This is a genomic window from Pseudomonas sp. B329 (assembly GCF_023127835.1).
Taxonomy (GTDB): Bacteria; Pseudomonadota; Gammaproteobacteria; order Pseudomonadales; family Pseudomonadaceae; genus Aquipseudomonas; species Aquipseudomonas synxantha_A.
Genome location: NZ_SPKP01000040.1, coordinates 1 through 1,246 on the forward strand (window position 1 = coordinate 1; position 1,246 = coordinate 1,246).

Below are 1,246 nucleotides of genomic sequence, written 5' to 3' on the forward strand. Positions count from 1 at the left end.
TGAACTGGCCTAATGAATTTGGACACATCAATAGGGCGCTATGATGGCGCCCAAACCTAAGGTGTGCAGATGATGCGAAAGTCCTATTCCAGCGAGTTCAAACTCAACGCCGTCAGCATGGTGCTTGATCAAAACCTGTCTGTTCCCGAAATTTGCACCAGTTTGGATATCGGCCCTACGGCTTTGCGTCGTTGGGTCGAGCAGGTGCGCAAAGAGCGCACCGGATCCACGATGGCTGGCACCAAGGCGATTACTGCCGACCAGAAGAAAATTCAGGAACTCCAGGCCCTGCTCAGGCAGAAAGATCGGGATATCGAAATTCTAAAAAAGGCCAGTGTTCTCCTGCTTTTGGACTCCAAAGATCATTCCCTCTGATCAGCGAGCTAGGCGAACAGTACGGCATTACAGATTGCTGCCGCGTTTTTGAAGTCAACCGCAGCAGCTATTACGCCTGGCGTCAGCGCCAGGGGGAAATCAACCTGAAGCGCGAAGCGCTCAAGGTTGTTCTAGTTAAGTACCACAAGGCCTCAAGAGGATCGGCTGGAGCACGAACCCTCTCTGAAGACCTGCGAGGTGCAGGCCATCAGGTGGGGCGTTACATGGCTCGCAGCTTGATGAAGGAAGCCGGGATTGCCAGCCGCCAACGCAGGCCCCACAAATACAAATCGTCAGGCGTGGAGTCTTTGGTGGCTGAGCATGAGTTGGAGCGCGAGTTCTACGTAGCTGACATCAACAAGGTCTGGTGCGCGGACATTACCTATATCCAGCTCGGTAAGCGCTGGCTCTACTTCTCGGTCGTTTTGGATCTGTTTGCCCGCAGAGTGGTGGGATGGTCGTATTCACTGGTCGCTGATGCGACGCTGGCAAGTGAGTCACTGCGCATGGCTGTTGAATTGAGAGGGCGGCCTAAAGGTGTGCTGTTTCATTCCGATCAGGGCTGCCAAGTACACCAGCCATAAATTCAGGGCTGAATGCAGGCACATGAGCTGAAGCAGAGCATGAGTCGAAAAGGCCAGTGCTGGGATAACGCCCCGATGGAGCGTTTTTTTGGCAGTTTGAAGTCCGAATGGGTGCCCGAGAAAGGTTACAGCTCGGAGTACGAAGCTCGGGCAGATATCAACCGATATGTGGCGCGCTACAACAGCGTAAGGCGCCACAGTTACAACGGTTACCACTCACCGATAGCGGCGGAAAAGCTAGCGGCGTGAAAACCGAAAAGAATGTCCGAAATCACTGGACCAGTTCA

3 protein-coding genes are annotated in these 1,246 nt (G+C 53.7%); all 3 read left to right on the forward strand.

Features of this window, described 5'->3' with window-relative positions:
• Positions 1–69 precede the first annotated feature (69 nt).
• The 3 genes from E4P00_RS18800 to E4P00_RS18810 are packed head-to-tail and all read left to right on the forward strand — an operon-like array spanning position 70 to position 1,208.
• Positions 70–375, forward strand: a complete 306-nt coding sequence (locus E4P00_RS18800; protein WP_248130062.1) for a transposase — start codon at positions 70–72, stop codon at positions 373–375.
• A 26-nt stretch (positions 376–401) separates the two neighbouring features.
• Complete coding sequence (locus tag E4P00_RS18805; protein ID WP_248132482.1) at positions 402–959, forward strand: IS3 family transposase; 558 nt, start codon at positions 402–404, stop codon at positions 957–959.
• 39 nt (positions 960–998) lie between these two features.
• Positions 999–1,208: an integrase core domain-containing protein gene (locus E4P00_RS18810; RefSeq protein WP_248132479.1), complete on the forward strand. Its 210-nt coding sequence runs from the start codon at positions 999–1,001 to the stop codon at positions 1,206–1,208.
• Positions 1,209–1,246 lie beyond the last annotated feature (38 nt).